Source organism: Poseidonocella pacifica, from assembly GCF_900111875.1.
Taxonomy (GTDB): domain Bacteria; phylum Pseudomonadota; class Alphaproteobacteria; order Rhodobacterales; family Rhodobacteraceae; genus Poseidonocella; species Poseidonocella pacifica.
Map to the genome: position 1 here is coordinate 1 of NZ_FOJU01000002.1, position 16,404 is coordinate 16,404.

The following is a 16,404-nucleotide window of genomic DNA, read 5'->3' on the forward strand; positions in this document are numbered from 1 at the left end:
TCCGATACTGTCGGCAACGGCATGCAGTTTCGTGTTCATGCCGCCCTTAGTTCGCCCAATCAACCGACCTTTCTTGTCGCTGGCCCCCTTTTTTCAACCGCAGGCTGGAGGCCGTACGGTGCACCTTCAGGCAGGTCGCATCAATCATGATGGTCTTGCGCTCTGTGCCTTCGGCGGCCAACCCGGCCATGATGCGGGCAAAGACACCCATATCACTCCACCGCTTCGAGCGGTTGTACAGCGTCTTCGGTGGGCCGTACTCACGAGGCGCATCGGACCACCGCAAACCGTTGCGGTAAATGAAAATCATCCCACTCAGAACCCGTCGGTCATGATGCCTTGGTTTGCCATGGCTCTTTGGAAAGTAAGGTTTAAGCCGCGCCATCTGCGCGTCGATCAACCAGAACAGATTGCTCATCGCCCCCCCCTGTAGCTGGGGGACTAGAATCACACAGCCCAGTCGTCAGCAACCAAATCAATGGGGCTAGAACCTAGCTCGCCTTCCAACTGTTTTGAGACTGAAGCGACTATCCCGTTGCAAACAAACACGGGATAGGTTTTCCCCCTCAACAACCCCTGTCCCGGCAAGCTGTCCGAAAGAGGCACGAGCTTCCATTACTGATCGAACGCACGCTGTTGAGCCGCATCAAACCTGTCTCCCGGCATGAAGCCCCAGAGGTCCCGTTGCTCGGCGGCATGGGCAACAGAGGCAGAAACCAAGCTGAATGCGGCGAAAAAGCTGATCCTTCTGGAAAAAATTATTGGCGCTCCCCCCGATTGAGTGCGTGATCATCGCAGAAATCAGCACAACTTCAATGTCGGCTTCGTCTAAGGTTTGTGGCTGCTGTCAGCGTGAGCTGCAGCGGCGACAAATCTGACAAGGAGGAAAGCGCGGGCTGCGTTTCGTGCTCTATGGGGTTTGTGGGCTACGACTGCGGTGAACGATGTGCAGGTCGACCGATTACGTCCCGCCAAGCTGTACAAATGTGTTGATTTCCCCAACCTGATTTGGCCGATCGGCCTGCTATCTTGCGGCCACAGGCCCGTTGCAGCGCATATTTTAGGAAGATGGCCGCACAGAACGGTCCGGCGTCTGTGCAAGGGAGGGCCGGGTTTGCTCGACGTATCATGCGGCGTCCTCCCATGGTGGGGCGCGGGATTTGGGTGTTTGACCGCGTGTGAAGGTTTCGATGATGATCATTGCGCCGCCGCACTTTGGGCAAGTCTGTTGGGCGTTCGTATCGTCGGGATCTTCGGGTTTATCCACGTCCGGTGCCCGGTCAGGATTTGAGGTTACATTCAACAAATGTCTGATCTTTTCGATCCTGCTGCGACGAATGCCGTTGGCGAGGAAGCCAGTGTGGCGGATGCGGTGGAAGCCCGATGGCAGGACATGGATCAGGAAGCGTCGGATGAACTCGCCCGTGGGCAGCTGCGCACGCACCTCACCGACTTCATGGCAGCCTACAACTTCGCCCGCAGTCTCAAGACCCTCAACGGGCTCACGCCTTATGAATACATCTGCAAGATCTGGACTTCAGAGCCAGATCGATTCATCCTAAATCCGATCCACCAAATGCCGGGACTAAACACCTAGCGCCCTGGGCTACCTTGATGCTGGCGTGTGAGCGGAGCCGTCAGACGGGATAGGGTGGGCGCGCTGGCAATGTCACTCATCTATGATGTCGAAGTCATCTTCTTCGTGCGAAGGCTTGCTGCGCCTTTGTAGCTTCGGCGCACCTGACCTCTTCTTTCCTAGAGCGTAGTCCGCCATGGAGGGAAACGGGTGGCCGGGAAACCCTTCCTCGAAGCCCTGCACCATCTTCTTGTAGCTGAGGCCCAATGCAGACATCTTGCAAAGCTCGCGCCCATCAGTCCCGTCCTTGAGCACGAGGCCGCCACCCTTGGGGGCCACCTCTAGACCCCGTTCTTTGAAGCCGTCGATAAATTCGCCCCACGACCGGCTTTCGTCGTAGATGCGCTGCGCAAGCGCAGCGAGCGCATCCGGATCATCCGACTTGACGGCTTTCGCAAGCTGCCCGCTACGGATCTCCGTGCGGCCTGCCGGATTGGCCCGAGAGACGACACTCTCGACAGCTGTGTCGGGCAACGTTGCGGCAGAAGGTACTTGTCCCGGTGGGGCAAAAACCAGTTCGGGAAGGACGGTCTCCCAAGCATCTCGACGCGCGTAGTGCGCGTATTGCTCGTCACCGTCCGACTTGCGCCACTGGACCACAGCTCCAACTGCACCCGAAAGCAGGATCTGCCCCGGCGGATGCTCCCATGACTTCGACATGCGTCCTACGAGGCGGCCATGCCGGTCCAGCAACTCCCAGTTGGAGGCTCGGTGGTCCAGGTGCAACGGGTCACCCACCCGGCATTCCTGGATTGCACGGTGAACCTCGTGCCGATCTACCTGGCGACCGGCATATGACAGGTCGGCATGCTTTAGGTTCGGCAGATGGTAGACCCTCAAAGGTAGTCCTCCAGCCGGGAAATGCGGCGCGACCTGTCTCTCAACGACGCAGGGAGTGTCGGGCTTCAGGAACGCATGCTCGCCCGACGCCATAACGATCAGGCCCTTTTGGGCACGCGTCATCGCGACGTAGAAAAGTCGGCGCGGAGCATCACGGTCTTCGTTCTTCGATACCCGGTCCCAACCGCCATCCAGAATAGCCACATGATCGAACTCAAGCCCCTTGGCCCGGTGCGCTGTCAGCAGGAGCAGCCCGCGTTGCTCGCCCCGTGTCTCACGGGACCATTCGGCCAGCCATTCGACGATATCGGGCACAGGCATAGTCTTTGTCTTCAGCTCTCTCGCCAGCTCGGCGATACCTTCTGCCAACAGGTCGACCCACTTGTTGCCTGATTGCTCGTTGAGGAGGTCGACGATGTCGGCAACGCCCAGCAGCTCTCCCTGTCGCCGACGCAGACTTGCCACGAGCGCCTGTGTCTCGCGCAGCCGCCAGATGTTTGGCAGGTCCTGATTGGCCATTTCAACCATGATACCCTGCTTTTCAGCATAGGTCCGGACAGCGCCAAGCCTCTTCCAGTCACGAGAGATGATCGCGGTACGGGCCCAGGACCAATCCGGATCCAGTTTCGACAGCCGCACCATCTCGTCGACGGCAGCGATCGCCTGTGGCACATCGCCGGAGGGGACATTCAGAAGCTGAACCCGGCCCTGTCCAACCCCATCCACCTTTGCGAGGACGCCCCCCTCAGGATCACGCCTGCGATCTGCGTTGATCCTGATCTCATGACCAACTTTCATCCGATCCGGCGCCGCCGAAATCACCGCATTGGCCGCCGCAATGATGTGATTGGTGGAACGATAGTTCTCGACCAGGAACGCCGGCCGCGCCTTGTAGTCTTCTTCGAACTGCCGGATGAACCCGACGGAGGCGCCATTGAAGGCATAGATGTTCTGATCGTCGTCCCCGACGGCGAACAGGCTGAGCTTCAGATCGGCATCCTCGAGAGATCTGCCAGCGACTGCCGAGATAAGCTGATACTCTTCGGGCCCGATGTCCTGATACTCGTCCACGAGGATCCAGCGATAGCCCTGGATCAGTGTGTCCCGCTGCGCTTCGGCTTCGGATTTCGACAGCCCTTCGCCCTCAAGCTGGCGCACCGCCTCCATCACGATGCCGTCGAAATCTTCGGTGTCGGCCCGCTGGCCCACAAAACTGGCCCCCACGAGCTTCATCGCCAGCGCATGACAGGTCGAGACGGTGACGCCGATGGCATCGTCGCCGACCAAGGAACGCAGCCGCATGCGGATTTCGGCCGCTGCGTGCCGGTTGTAGGCGAGAACCAGAATGCCTCGCGGGTCCTCGCGTTTCATACGCAGAAGATAGGCGATCCGATGGACCAGCACCCGCGTCTTGCCTGACCCTGGCCCCGCCAGGACCAGAACATTCGTCCGGTCCCGGTCATCTGTCACGATCTCCTGCTGGACCTTGTTGCCCAGCTTCTCGACGATCGCCTCCCAAGAGGCGCTGGTGGTTTGCCGTCGGACCTCGCGGCCCATGCCTGGCATCCACCGCTTCATGAACTGCTCCTTGTTGAGCAGGAAGTAGTCCTCCGACAGGCGTGACGCATCGCTCATCGCCCGCAGCCCGGTTTCGGCATAGGTCGCCATGACATGGGTCTGGAGTGTCTGCTCGCCGTAGTGGTCCTCTAGCGGCGCGAAATGCGTCTGGGTGAACTGCCCCCCTGCCGGATCGAGATAGACCGTCATGGCTGAGCGGAACACCGTAAGCCCCTTTCCGAGCGTCACCACGCCCTGCTCATGTAGCCACATAAGCGCTCGCTCCATAAGCTTGGTCATGTCACCAATGCCGCTGGTCTTCAGGAAGGCATCCTGATTCAGCTGTGCCAGCAGGTCGCCGACCGTCGTCTCGACCTGAAGATCCTTGCCCCGCACCCCCTTGTCGAGCCGGCCTGTCAGATAGGTGAGGAGCAGTTCGGCCGCTTGCCACCGCAAGTTTGCCGTTGCTCGAACTGTTTTCCAGGTCCGAACCAGAGTGACCATCAGCGTGTTACGACTCACCCTTCGCAGAGAGATGTTCCCGCGACCGCCGTCTTGGCTTCGGCCATCCTGGGCAATCCCCCGCACCAGCCTGTCGACCGCATCGGGCCTAACATCCGGGTGGTTCTTGTCGCGCAAACGCTGGCAGGTTTCAGAAAGGTTCAGCGGAACAGGGGTTCGGTCATCCATGTCCGGCGCCAGCTCCTGCATGAGCGCGATCAGATCGCTCTCAAGTCCTGAAGCCCGCGCCAGTCTCTGTGCCGAGGAACTGGCAACGCCAACGTGGACAAAGACCGTCATCGCGACATCGTTGCGTGCGATGCCCAGTGTTTCCAGCGTCGACATGGCCTTCGGCAGCGCACCGGGCGATATCCCCGCCACTCCGCAAAGCTCATCGGTCGAGACGCCTTCGTCAGCCGGGGCCGAGACAAGATGCGCCACGATGGCCAGGAGTTGGTTGCGACGCGCCAGCGTCAGCTCTGCCCCGGCCAACCGCTGCTTCGCCTCATCCACGGATCGCACCCGCAGGGAGGACGGGAACACCTGAACCCGGTTCTCTTCCCGCGATACAAGATGCGCTTCCTCCAGCCAGGACACGGCCGTCTTGACGCGGGTGTCGTCCGTGGCGCTGTCGCGCTCGAACTCCTGGTCTTTCTCGGATCGGACGATCTCGCCCGATGTCGCAACGACCTTGCCGGTCTTTTTCGTCCGTTCGTCGATCCGGCGCAGCGCCTTGAGGATTGCCCCGATTTCATGCCGCGCAAGGCGCGAACTGGCCGTCAGCCGGAACTGCCGTTCCACATCGTCAGCCGCGAACAACAAGACGCAATGGGCGTCCTCGCGGTCCCGTCCGGCGCGCCCGGCCTCCTGAAGGTAGTTTTCCAAAGACCCCGGGATATCGGCGTGGACGACCAAGCGGATGTCGGGCTTGTCGATCCCCATCCCGAAGGCGTTGGTCGCGGCGATCACGCGCAGCTCGCCCACCCGGAACTGTTCCTGCACGACCTGCTTGTCGTCCGCGCTCATCCCGGCATGGAAATGCGCCGCATCCACGCCCTGAGACTTCAGGAACTCGGCCACCCGCTCGGTTTCCTTGCGCGAAGAACAATAGACCACCGCTCCAGAGCGCCCTTCGGCGGGAAGCAGTGCGTCGAGGACGGTCATCACATCCGACAATTTGGATGCCTTGTTCGTCGGTCGCACTTCAAACGCCAGGTTTGTCCTCGAGGCACCCCCGTCAAGCGGCAACAGCTCGACCCCGGCCTTGGACTGGAAGTGTTCGATGATATCCGCAACCACCTCGGGCTTTGCGGTCGCGGTGAGGCAGAGCACAGGCGCGGGTGGCTGATCCCCCGAGAACTCCCTAATGAAGCGGCCGAGATAGCGATAGTCCGGCCGGAAATCATGCCCCCATTTCGACACGCAGTGCGCCTCGTCAATCGCCCAGAGCCCCACTTCGCGCTGTGCCAGCACCCTACGGATGGAGGGGCTGCGAAGCTGCTCGGGAGAGATGATGAGGATCCCGGCGTCGCCCATCCGGACCTTGTCGAGCGCGTCCTGACGTTCCGGCATGGACATCATGCCGTTTATCGTAACGGAGCAGGAGATCCCGGCACGCTCCATCCCCTGAACCTGATCCGCCATCAAAGCGACCAGGGGAGAAATCACCACCGTCAGCGCACCGATCTTGTCGAACCGTGACAGCGCCGGCACCTGATAGCACAGCGACTTGCCCGTCCCTGTCGGCAGGATACCCAGCAGGCTGTTGCCAGACATGGCCTCGTCGACGATGCGTTCCTGCAGCGGGCGTCCCTCCGGGTCCACCGGCTTAGGGCGGAAGCTGGGGAACCCGAACCACCTTTCCAGGGCTCGCACCGGGTCGTTCTGCTCGGCGCACCAGGTGCAGGCCGGATCCTTACAGGAGGTGTCCCGCAGATGCCTGACAATCAGGGAGGCCTCGCGGAACTGCGCCCTCACCCAGGGCGGCATGACGGAGTCGCCGCCTGCCACCGTAATCCACGAGAGGGTATAGGCCATCGGCCAACCGTTCTGAGGGCTGCTGAGGCGTCGCAACGTCTGTTCTACACGCAACCCGCACGCTCGCCCGTCAAGCAACCGCGTGATCGCGGCGGCAGCCTCGTCATAGCTTGGACAACACTTACCGCGCAGGTAGGAAAACACGGCACCAAAGCCGCCGGCGCGTTCCATGCGCGTGGTCAGATAATGGTAGGCCGCCAGCGCGTCGGGCGCGTCCTCAGCCAATTTTGCAAAAGCATCCAGCTGATTGGCGAGCACCTCGAAAACAAGGCGCGCGTCCAGTTCGGGATCGTTTACATGCCCGGTGGCAAGGCGCCCGTCATGATAGTGCTTCACAAGGTGGTGGTATGGGTTCCGCGGGAAGGCCAGCGGGTTCAGCCACAGGGTATCGATTGGCGCCTGTATGATCTGGCCAAGACGGGGCCGTTTCGCGATCAGATGTTCGAGGTCGTGCTTCAGGAAGTTATGGCCAATGGGATGCGCTACATCACCGACCTGCGCTTCGAGCTGATCGAGGAACTCTTCGGAAATCCCTTCCATCGACTTTAGCACCGGTCGTTCATCACCGCGCACGGCCGCTATACCAAAGATCTTTGCCTTGGAAGGATCGACCTCAAGATCGATTGACAGGCACCGGGACAAAAGTTGGTTGTGACGCATTTCCATAGGCTTATGAGTAACGATGAGAAAGCGCCGAACAAAGCCTTTTGATTTCGTGGTGGGCCCGAACGCCATGACGTGCCTGATGCGACGGGCAGTGGCGTGTCTGCCCGATCGCTCTTCTTCACTCACTGGCAGCGGATCGCCACCCAACGCACTCCGATAGGTATGAACGCAAGCCTGCCGACAATTTCGCAATACCAGCGTACCGCGCCAGATCGAGAACCGGATCCTCGCTCCTGCTCAGTTCAGCCGCATGGCTGTGATAAAGCTCCGCGATTTCCGTGCGGGAGATATCCCGGTTGGAGCGATCCAATCCCGACCGGAAACCGACCCTGTCGGCTTTCGTTTCCACCGCCCAAAGGTAATCGACACCATTCTCGGGATGCAGTTCAACTTGCCTTAGGCTCAGGACTCATTGATTTTCGCTTCGCTGCGTGATTCACGGCTCAAAAAATGAGCGGTGAACATGTCTGATCTAATCTGGTTATTCGACGCGCAGATGGCGCGTCTTGAGCCCTACTTTCCCAAATCCCACGGCAAGCCACGTGTCGATGACAGGCGCGTTCTTAGCGGGATTATCTTCATCAATCGCAACGGCTTACGGTGGCGTGACGCGCCGAAGGAATACGGCCCACACAAAACGCTCTACAATCGGTGGAAACGCTGGAGTGACAAGGGCATCTTTGCCCAGATGATGGCCGGTCTGGCTGCTGATCACGGCGAACAGACGACGGTCATGATCGACGCCACTTACCTCAAAGCTCATCGAACGGCGTCCAGCCTGGGCGTCAAGTAAGGAGGATCAGTAATTGATCCAGTGGATCAATTGCCCGACGAACGGGGGCGTGGTCGCCTGATTGGCAGAACCAAGGGTGGCATGAACACGAAACTGCACGCCATCTGCGACAGCTATGGACGTCCGCTCAATCTGTTCGTGACCGCCGGGACTATATCGGTGTCCGAGCACGGCTGAGCAGCCTGCCAGATGTCGACTGGCTGCTTGGGGATCGCGGCTATGACGCTGATTGGTTCAGAGAGGCGTTGAGAGACAAAGGGATACGCGCCTGCATCCCGGGTCGTAAGCAACGCAAGACAGCAATCCGATACGACAAGCGGCGCTACAAACGCCGCAACCGCATCGAGGTCATATTCGACAGGCTCAAGGACTGGCGGCGTGTCGCAACCCGCTATGACCGCTGCCCCAAAAGTCTTCCTCTCCGCAATCGCCCTCGCTGCACTCGTCATCTACTGGCTATGAGTCCTGACCCTAAACGCTCCACGGCGGTGAGGACCTGCTCCACTGATCAAGCAATTGCGGCATCTCTAGGAATAAGCGAGAAAGCACGAATTAGTTCTTTCCGGAGCGGATGTTAGTTTGAGTCGGCAGTTCTGGATGGCAGCATCGACCGATCCTGCATGCGAATCCCGATCTCGAAGAAAAGCGACGGCATCGCCGGCTCTCGGTTCAGGTAAGTTCAGCGACAGGCCAAACCCTGGGCACTAAACGCGGCAGGCACGACGCCATCAATCAGCAGCGAACCTGTCCGAGCCGAAAGCCTACGACGAAGGCGGGACATTCCGGCGCAACCAAGAACGACGGCGTCGGCACCAGCGACTTCCGCATTGGGAATGGCCCTCGCAAGACGGTCTTCCACATTCTGCCCGCCCCGTTCGACCTCCAAGACTGGAAGATCGGAGGCGAAAACCCCGACGCAGGCCCGTCGGTGGCCATATACCTCTACATTTGCCGCTATCACTAGCACAGAGACGTCGAGTGTAGTCACGATTCCGAAGCGGCCGCTGTGCAGCGCCGCGAGCGACATGCCAGCCTGACCGGTGCCGATCACAGGGCAATGCGCTGCGGCCTGCAGTGGACCCAGACCGGTATCATCGAAACAGCCGATGAAGATTGCATCCGCTGCAGCTGCCCGTGCTTCCGGAAGCAATGCCAACAGACCTTCAACAGCAGCCGCTCCATCCTCCAGCCCCTGAATCGACGGTGGCCCGAGATGGTTGGTCCACCCCAAAACTTCGGCGCCCGGTGCGGTTTCGCGCGCGACCGATACCATGCTATCGGTCATCGCCTCGGTGGAATTCGGGTTCATGTAGACCAGGCGCACGTTCAGGCCTGCGACCGTGCATGGCAGGCCCAATCATGCAGGATCTTTGTGGCCTCGGCGTCCAAGTGTTGCTCGGCTGGCATGATCCGGTCCGCAACCGCGTGTCCGCATTCGCGAGTCAATCGTTCGACATCCACCGGAAAGCGGGCGGCCTCAGGCAGATCGGCAATGGCGTCACCGGCCTGCGCCATGTCGGCGGCAAAATACAGCGCAGCGATCCCGGCAATGTTCATTGCCGCCACGCAGAGCGCGCAGGGCTCGCAACTGGAATACAATTCGCAGCCGCGCAGATCGACAGTTTCAAGATTGCGGCAGGCATCCCGGATCGCCTCGGTTTCGCCATGCGAGGTCGGGTCATGGTTCATCACCGATTTGTTGATACCCTCGCCGACAATCTGGCCGTCCTTGACGATGACCGCGCCGAAGGGCTCTGTGCCGGGGGTGTCGAGCGCCTCTGCCGAGATCTCGATGGCGCGGCGCAGGAATGTTTCATTGTACATCGGCGGTTCCTTCTTCGGCCGCGAAACAGGCAACGCGGCGGTTGTGAATCTGGGGGCGGCGCTGGGGGCGTTCGGTCCTGCAGCGGTCGAACGCGAGCGGGCAGCGGGGGTGAAAGCTGCAGCCCGAGGGGGGCGAGACTGGCGAAGGCACCTCTCCCCCCATCGGGCTGCGGTCGCGCCGGGGGGCTTCGAGATCAGGGATCGTGTCGAGCAGCAGCTGGGTATAGGGATGCAGGGGATTGGCAAAAAGATCGGCGGTCGGCTGGATCTCGACGATGCGGCCCAGGTACATCACCGCGATCACATCGGCCATGTGGCGCACCACGCTCAGGTCGTGGCTGATGAAGAGATAGGTCAGCCCCATCTCTTTCTGCAGCCGCTTCATCAGGTTCAGCACCTGCGCCTGCACCGACACATCAAGCGCCGAAGTCGGCTCGTCACAGACCAGAAACTCCGGCTCGCCCGCCAGCGCTCGTGCGATGGAAATCCGTTGCCGTTGCCCGCCAGAGAATTCATGCGGAAACTTCAGCCCGTCGGCTGGCGCAAGACCCACGATGCCCAAAAGCTCGTCGACGCGGGCGGAAACCTGCGCCTCGGGGGTGCCGGGTTTCAGGGTCCGCAGCGGCTCGGCGATGATGCGGGCGACGCGCCAGCGCGGGTTAAGGCTGGCGAAAGGGTCCTGAAAGATCATCTGCAGGCGGTCGCGGTCGCCGTGAAACCGGATGTTGCCGCCAGAGGGCGCATGCAGCCCCGTGACCAGCTTGGCGATGGTGCTTTTGCCACAGCCGCTTTCGCCCACCAGCGCAAGCGTCTGGCCGCGTTGGATGACGAAATCGACGCCATCGACCGCGCGCAGGGTCTTGCGCGGCTTGCGTTCGATCAACCGGTTAAGCCAGGGGGCGGAAACGTCGAAGCGCCGCTCCAGCGCGTCGACCTCAAGGATGGCATTCTGTCGAAGGGTCATGCGGCTTCTCCCTGATCCACGGTGCCGGTCTGTGCCAGCCAGCAGGCGGCGCCGGTGGTCTCTTCGCGCGCAATCTTCGGCACTTCGGCGCGGCAGCGCGGCCCGGCATGGGCGCAGCGCGGATTGAAGGCACAGCCCTGCGGGATGGCATTCAGCCGCGGCATCGAGCCGGGGATCATCTGCAATTCCTCTACGTCGTTGCTCAGCGACGGGATCGAGCCCATGAGCCCGTTGGTGTAGGGATGCTGCGGACGCCGCACCACATCATCCACGGCGCCAATCTCGGCCAGCCGCCCGGCATACATCACCGCCACTCGGTCGGCGGTTTCGGCGATCACCCCCATGTCGTGGGTCACCAGCATCACAGCCGTGCCCCGCTCGCGGCAGAGCCGTTTCAAGAGCGCGGTGATCTGAGCCTGGATCGACACGTCGAGGGCCGTGGTCGGCTCGTCAGCCACGATCAGTTCGGGCTCGGCACAGAGCGCCAAGGCGATCACGATCCGCTGCCGCATACCGCCAGAGAACTGGTGCGGGTAGCTGTCAATCCGCTCTTCGACCGCCGGAATTCCGACCTCGCGCATCAGCTCCTTGGCGCGCACGCGTGCGGCGGTTTTGTCGAGGTCGGTGTGCAATCGTATGGTTTCGACCAACTGATCGCCGACCCGGAACAGTGGATTGAGTGAGGTCAGCGGGTCCTGAAAGATCGCGCCGATGCGACGACCGCGCACCGCCTGCATGGCACGGTCATCAAGGTTGTCGATCCGGTCACCGGACAGGTGAATGGTCCCGGCGGCGATCCGCCCCGGCGGCTCCAAGAGTCCGAGGATCGACATGCCGGTCATCGATTTGCCGGCACCGGATTCACCGACTACGCCGAGGATCTCGCCTCGGCGGATTTGCAGCGAGATATCGTCGACCGCAGTCAGCACGCCTTTTCGTGTGGGAAATTCAACGCGCAGGTTCTGCACGTCGAGAACGACTTCGCTCATGGCGCGGCCCTCTCGTAGCTGGGGGTGAAGATCTCGGACACCGGCGGGTGGCCGGCGGTGCGGTCTGGGTATTTGGCGATCAGCGCGTCAAATTGCGCTTGGGCGCGGGCGGCATCTGCTTCGGCGTCGACGCTGGGGATCACGCCGTCGGCCATTACCTGCCGCCCGTCGATCCAGACATCACGCACGTCGCGGCCGGAGCTGCCGGTCATCAGCGTTTGCACCGGGTCAGGTGTTTGCAGGGTTTGGCACAGGTTGATTACCGCGATGTCAGCCTTGGCACCGGGCTCAAGGCGACCCAGGTCAGTCCGGTTCAGGGCGTTTGCTCCGCCAAGGGTGGCAGCATCAAACAAATCTTCGGAGCGGATCGCTTCCATACCGTCAGACACGCGGGCCATCATCATCCCGATCTGCATGTTGAGGATCATGTCGGCCGGGTGGGTGTCGGTGCCGAGGCCGATGTTGATTCCCTTGGCGCGGACCTTCGGGAAGCTCTTCAGCATCCCGCCATAGCGCGCGGCGACCAACGGGCAATGCACCAGCGTGGCACCTGCCCCGGCGATCAGATCGAATTCGGTCTCGGTGGCTTGTGTGCCATGCGGCAGCAGCCAGTTCGGGCGCAGAGCGCCGATGCGGCTCAACCATTCGATCGGGGCGCAGCCATGCTGTTCGTTCACCAGCCGCAGCTCGGTGGGCGACTGGCTGCAATGCTGGCGCACAGGTGCGCCCATCTCAGCGGCGATCTCGGCGGTGCGTTGCAGCAGCGTTTCGGTACAGGTCTCAATCCGGTCGGGGGCAAACATCGCGCGGATGCGGCCACCAGCGATACCGTCGATGTGCCCCGCGAAATCGGCGGCCTCGGCCAGCCCCTGCAACCCGCGCGCCTCGTCAAAGACTGCACGGATTTTGCCGGCCCCGTCCGTCACCTGCCCGCCGCTGCGATAGGCGGGACCGAGGTAGACACGCAGCCCGAGATCTTCGGCAGCGGCGGCAGCGGCGTCGAATTCCGCGACGGTCTCGCCCCATGCGCGGTAAAACAGGGAGGCTATGGGCAGCGCCGTGGTGATGCCGTTGCGGATGAGCTGGGCAAAGGCGTGACGCTTCTGGAATGCCAGTTCCTCGGGGTCATACATCTCGTAGGGGCCGCGCGCGATGTAGCTCTCGGGCCAGATCCGGCCCTTCTTCCACGCCGGCCCGTTGTCGAACGCCAGTATCGTAGTATCGAGATCGGACAACGCATCGAGATCGATGAAGCCGGGCGAGATCACCGCCTCGCCATAGTCGATCCGCCGCGCCACCGCGCCCTCAAAAGCGGCACCCACATACAGAATGTCGCACCCCTCGATCACCACCACGCCATGCTCATGCACCGTGTGGCGCCCGCCCTGATGGCCGATGACCCAGTGGGCCGAAAGAAGCGTCCGTCCCTGCATCATGGTGCCTCAATCACGCAAGCGCCGTCGCGGGCGGTGACTTCGCCGCCCTTGAGCACCAGCTTGCGCGGGGCATGGGTGACGACCGCCTCGGCCAGCGTCTCGCCCTCGACGAGCAGACAATCGGCGCGGCAGCCCAGCTCCAGCCCGTAGCCCTCGACGTCCATGATCGCCGCCCCGCCGAAGGTGCAGATATCCAGCGCCAGTTCCACCTCGTCATCGCGGCGAAGGTTGTTGCGCATGCCGATGTGCATCGCCTTTTCCAACATGTCCGAGTTGCCATAAGGCCCCCAGGTGTCGCGGATGCCGTCACAGCCGGCGCCGGTCATAATGCCATGCGCCTTGAGTTCCTTGACCAAGGGCACCGGGGCAGAGGCGGGCGCGGTGGTCAGGATGTGAATGCGGTTCTCTGCCAACTTTTCCTGCAATCCGGAGACGTAAGCACGATCCACCGCGCCAAGGCAGAAGGCGTGAGAGATCGACACCTTCCCCTGCATCCCCAGCGCAACGGTGCGGTCGATGATCTCTTCCATCGAGAACCAGCCAAGTGCGTCGCGCTCATGCAGGTGAATGTCCACTGGCTTTCCGTGTTTCTCGGCCAGGGCAAAAACCGTGTCGAGGTGCCCTTTTGGGTCATGCTCCATCCCGCAGGGATCAATGCCGCCCACGAGATCGGCCCCCATGGTCAGCGCCTCATCCATCAATTCAGCGGTGCCGGGGCGGGTCATCATGCCTGACTGCGGAAAGGCCACGATTTGGATGCCGACCATGCCGGAAAGTTTCTCGCGCGTCGCCATGACGCCCTCGATCCCGGCCAGCCCGTGGTGGGTGTCGACATCGACATGGCTGCGGATGTGGGTGCAACCGTGCGACATGGCGAGGATGGCGTGACGTTCGCTTTGCACCTGCGGATCGAGGCCGAGGCTAACCTTGACCTCACGCTCATTGTCGATCTTGTCGATCAGCCGCGGGCCTACTTCGTTGCGATACCAGGGGAGGCCAAGCAGGGATTTGTCGAGATGGGTATGCGCCTCGATCAGCCCGGGGATCACTATGCGCCCGCCGCCGTCGATCACCTCGGCCCCTTCGGGCGCGTCGGCCACAAAGACGCCATCGGCGATACGCAGGTCGCAGGAGGGTCCGCCCATTGGGCGTACGTTTTTGAGTATTTTCGAAGTCACAGTAATCACCGCAGTTTGGGGTTGAGCGCATCGCGCAGCCAGTCGCCGATCATATTGACCGAGAGTACGATCAGGCAGAGCTGGATCGACGGGAAGACCACGATCCACCACAGGCCGGAGAAAAGGTACTGGTTACCGATGCGAATGAGCGTACCGAGTGACGGTTGGTCCGGCGGCATGCCCACCCCGAGAAAGGACAGGGTCGCCTCCGACAAAATGGCAAGGCCGAAGTTCAGCGTCGCCGCCACCAGGATCGGCGTCAGACAGTTGGGTAGGATGTGGTGCAGCATCACCCGCCAGGATCTCACCCGGATCAATTTGGCCGCCTGCACGTATTCCTTTTTCGCCTCGACCATCGCCGAAGCGCGCACCGTGCGGGCATATTGCACCCAGGACGGCACCGCGATGGCAAAGATCAGGATCGGCGCGGCCAGCACATCCTTGAGCCCCGTGGGCAAAGACGCGGTGGCGATGGCGGTGATCAGGATGGCGATCAGGATGAACGGCATCGACAGCAGAACGTCGCCCACCCGCATGATGACGTTGTCGATCCAGCCGCCGAAATACCCCGCCACCAGCCCCAGCGACAGCCCGACAGCCAGCGCCAGCAGCACCGAGGCAAAGCCGATGATCAGCGAAATCCGCGAACCATACAGCACCGCCGAAAGGATATCGCGCCCCTGCGTGTCGGTGCCCAGCAGATAGGGCCATTGCCCATCCGCCTGCCAGATCGGCGGGATCTCGGAATTCCACAGCTCCAGCGCGGCCAGGTCATAGGGGTTCTGCGGCGTGATCAGCGGGGCAAGAAAGGCGCTCAGCGCCACCAGCGCCAGCAGCACCGCCGCGAAGATCGCCGAAGGATGGGCGCAAAAGGAATGCCACAGATCGCTTTCACGCAGCCGAGCCCATCGCGAAGGCGTCGGCGGGGCAGGCGGGGTCAGGGGAAGTGTCTTGTCCATCGGGGGCTCCGGTTCAGCCATTGCCACGGGCGCTGTCGTCGCGCAGGCGCGGATCGACCCAGGCATAGGTGATGTCGACGAGGGTATTGAGGGCGACGAAGATGAAGGAAACGATCAGCAGGTAGGCTGCCATCACCGGCAGATCGACAAAGGTCACCGCCTGGATGAACAGCATCCCCATGCCGGGCCACTGGAACACCGTCTCGGTCACAAGGGCAAAGGCGATCAGGTTGCCGATCTGCATGCCCGTAAGCGTGATCACCGGCATCAGGCAGTTGCGCAGCGCGTGGCGCCATTGCACCCGCGCGGTAGGCACGCCGCGCGCCCGGGCGAACTTGATGTAATCGGCGCGCAGGGTTTCCAGCATCTCTGCGCGCACCAGCCGCATCACCAGCGTCACCTGAAAGGTCGAAAGCGAGATCGCCGGCAGCACCAGCGCCGCGCGGCCCGACGCGGTAAGCAGCCCGGTCGACCACCAGCCGATGTCCACCGTGTCGCCTCGACCAAAGGCCGGCAGCCAGCCAAGCGACACCGAAAAGGCCAGGATCAGCAGGATGCCCACCACGAAACTAGGGAGGGACACCCCGATGATCGACCCCAGCTGCAACATGTTGGCCAGCCGCGAATCCCGGTAGACGGCGGTGATCACCCCGGCCGGGATGCCCACCACCAACGAGATCACGGTGGCCACCAGCACCAGTTCGAAGGTCGCCGGGAAACGTTCCTTGATCAGCACCATCACGTCCTGCTGGTTGCGATAGGAAATCCCGAAATCGCCCTGTACGGCGTTGGTGACAAAGCGGGTGTACTGGGTCACGAAACCGTCGTTCAGCCCCAGCCGTTCGCGCAGATCGATGCGGTCCTGCAGGGTGGCCTGTTCGTTCACCATCATTTCGACCGGATCACCGAAGAAACGGAAGATCACGAAGGCCAGCAGCGCCACCGCCAGCATGACGAACGCCGCATTGGCGGTGCGTTTGAGAAGAAAGGCAATCATTCCGGTCTCCGGTGTCAGGTGGGACAA

The 16,404-nt window shown here is 61.9% G+C and carries 9 protein-coding genes and 4 pseudogenes; 2 read left to right on the forward strand and 11 right to left on the reverse strand.

Annotation, left to right across the window (positions count from 1 at the left end; translation table 11 throughout):
- Positions 1-418, reverse strand: a pseudogene (locus tag BM234_RS05205) (IS5 family transposase); the annotation flags it as partial.
- A gap of 708 nt (positions 419-1,126) precedes the next feature.
- Positions 1,127-1,435 (reverse strand): annotated as a pseudogene (locus tag BM234_RS17825) (transposase); the annotation flags it as partial.
- Here BM234_RS17825 and BM234_RS05215 point away from each other — a divergent pair.
- Positions 1,430-1,597 (forward strand): annotated as a pseudogene (locus BM234_RS05215) (IS481 family transposase); the annotation flags it as partial. The pseudogenes BM234_RS17825 and BM234_RS05215 overlap by 6 nt on opposite strands.
- A 72-nt stretch (positions 1,598-1,669) precedes the next feature.
- Here BM234_RS05215 and BM234_RS05220 read toward each other — a convergent pair.
- Positions 1,670-7,237: a RecQ family ATP-dependent DNA helicase gene (locus BM234_RS05220; protein WP_092063191.1), complete on the reverse strand. Its 5,568-nt coding sequence runs from the start codon at positions 7,235-7,237 to the stop codon at positions 1,670-1,672.
- Between the two features lie 463 nt (positions 7,238-7,700).
- On the opposite strand from BM234_RS05220, the pseudogene BM234_RS05230 reads away from it, so the two are divergent.
- Positions 7,701-8,492, forward strand: a pseudogene (locus tag BM234_RS05230) (IS5 family transposase).
- Between the two features lie 217 nt (positions 8,493-8,709).
- Here the strand turns inward: BM234_RS05230 and BM234_RS05235 are convergent.
- From BM234_RS05235 to BM234_RS05270, 8 genes are read right to left on the reverse strand one after another with little or no spacing between them, the layout of a single operon-like run.
- Complete coding sequence (locus tag BM234_RS05235) at positions 8,710-9,354, reverse strand: aspartate/glutamate racemase family protein (RefSeq protein WP_092063195.1); 645 nt, start codon at positions 9,352-9,354, stop codon at positions 8,710-8,712.
- A gap of 2 nt (positions 9,355-9,356) precedes the next feature.
- Positions 9,357-9,854, reverse strand: coding sequence for a nucleoside deaminase (locus BM234_RS05240; protein ID WP_092061404.1), 498 nt, complete (start codon positions 9,852-9,854; stop codon positions 9,357-9,359).
- Positions 9,844-10,818, reverse strand: coding sequence for an ABC transporter ATP-binding protein (locus BM234_RS05245; protein ID WP_092061407.1), 975 nt, complete (start codon positions 10,816-10,818; stop codon positions 9,844-9,846). Before BM234_RS05245 ends, BM234_RS05240 begins: the two co-directional genes overlap by 11 nt.
- Positions 10,815-11,807: an ABC transporter ATP-binding protein gene (locus tag BM234_RS05250; protein ID WP_092061409.1), complete on the reverse strand. Its 993-nt coding sequence runs from the start codon at positions 11,805-11,807 to the stop codon at positions 10,815-10,817. The genes BM234_RS05245 and BM234_RS05250 overlap by 4 nt, the downstream gene beginning before the upstream one ends.
- Positions 11,804-13,243 carry a chlorohydrolase family protein gene (locus BM234_RS05255; protein ID WP_092061411.1) on the reverse strand — a complete coding sequence of 480 codons (1,440 nt, stop codon included), beginning with the start codon at positions 13,241-13,243 and terminating at the stop codon, positions 11,804-11,806. Before BM234_RS05255 ends, BM234_RS05250 begins: the two co-directional genes overlap by 4 nt.
- Positions 13,240-14,430 (reverse strand): amidohydrolase family protein, encoded by a 1,191-nt coding sequence (locus BM234_RS05260; RefSeq protein WP_425439225.1) that lies wholly within the window; start codon positions 14,428-14,430, stop codon positions 13,240-13,242. Before BM234_RS05260 ends, BM234_RS05255 begins: the two co-directional genes overlap by 4 nt.
- Positions 14,427-15,380 (reverse strand): ABC transporter permease, encoded by a 954-nt coding sequence (locus BM234_RS05265; protein WP_092061415.1) that lies wholly within the window; start codon positions 15,378-15,380, stop codon positions 14,427-14,429. Before BM234_RS05265 ends, BM234_RS05260 begins: the two co-directional genes overlap by 4 nt.
- 13 nt (positions 15,381-15,393) lie before the next feature.
- On the reverse strand, positions 15,394-16,377 hold the full coding sequence (locus tag BM234_RS05270) for an ABC transporter permease (protein ID WP_092061417.1): 984 nt from the start codon (positions 16,375-16,377) through the stop codon (positions 15,394-15,396).
- Positions 16,378-16,404 lie beyond the last annotated feature (27 nt).

What these genes read in the sequence shown, in the direction of transcription:
- BM234_RS05220 (WP_092063191.1), bottom strand. Translation starts at nt 7,237, where the DNA reads ATGGAAATGCGTCACAACCAACTTTTGTCCCGGTGCCTGTCAATCGAT.
- BM234_RS05240 (WP_092061404.1), bottom strand. Translation starts at nt 9,854, where the DNA reads ATGTACAATGAAACATTCCTGCGCCGCGCCATCGAGATCTCGGCAGAG.
- BM234_RS05245 (WP_092061407.1), bottom strand. Translation starts at nt 10,818, where the DNA reads ATGACCCTTCGACAGAATGCCATCCTTGAGGTCGACGCGCTGGAGCGG.
- BM234_RS05250 (WP_092061409.1), bottom strand. Translation starts at nt 11,807, where the DNA reads ATGAGCGAAGTCGTTCTCGACGTGCAGAACCTGCGCGTTGAATTTCCC.
- BM234_RS05255 (WP_092061411.1), bottom strand. Translation starts at nt 13,243, where the DNA reads ATGATGCAGGGACGGACGCTTCTTTCGGCCCACTGGGTCATCGGCCAT.
- BM234_RS05265 (WP_092061415.1), bottom strand. Translation starts at nt 15,380, where the DNA reads ATGGACAAGACACTTCCCCTGACCCCGCCTGCCCCGCCGACGCCTTCG.
- BM234_RS05270 (WP_092061417.1), bottom strand. Translation starts at nt 16,377, where the DNA reads ATGATTGCCTTTCTTCTCAAACGCACCGCCAATGCGGCGTTCGTCATG.